This is a genomic window from Pseudomonas sp. SIMBA_067, assembly GCF_046534675.1.
Taxonomy (GTDB): domain Bacteria; phylum Pseudomonadota; class Gammaproteobacteria; order Pseudomonadales; family Pseudomonadaceae; genus Aquipseudomonas; species Aquipseudomonas putida.
This window is the reverse complement of the sequence record NZ_JAWRYH010000294.1, coordinates 1-279: the sequence shown is the minus strand read 5'-3', so window position 1 is coordinate 279 and position 279 is coordinate 1. Positions and strand designations below refer to the sequence as shown.

The window sequence follows — 279 nt, the reverse complement described above, 5'->3', positions numbered from 1 at the left end:
ATGGTCTTCTCGTCAGCGATAATGATGCCGCAACGCGCACCCGGCAGGCCGAGCTTCGACAGACTCATGCAGAGAATGATATTGGGGTTCCACAGCGGGCGCACCTCGCTGAAGATGATGCCGGGGAACGGCACGCCATAGGCATTGTCGATCAGCAGCGGCACGTCATGCTGCTGTGCCAGCGCATCGAGCTGCATCAGCTCATCATCGGTGATCACGTCGCCGGTGCGGTCGACGCCCGGGCCTTTGCCGTACCACATGCCGAATACGCCGTCGTAC

The 279-nt window shown here is 61.3% G+C and carries 1 protein-coding gene; it reads right to left on the bottom strand.

The window, feature by feature from the left end; genetic code table 11:
* Positions 1 to 279: aminotransferase class I/II-fold pyridoxal phosphate-dependent enzyme (locus SB765_RS29155; protein ID WP_410932423.1), on the bottom strand; the 279-nt coding region annotated here is incomplete at both ends.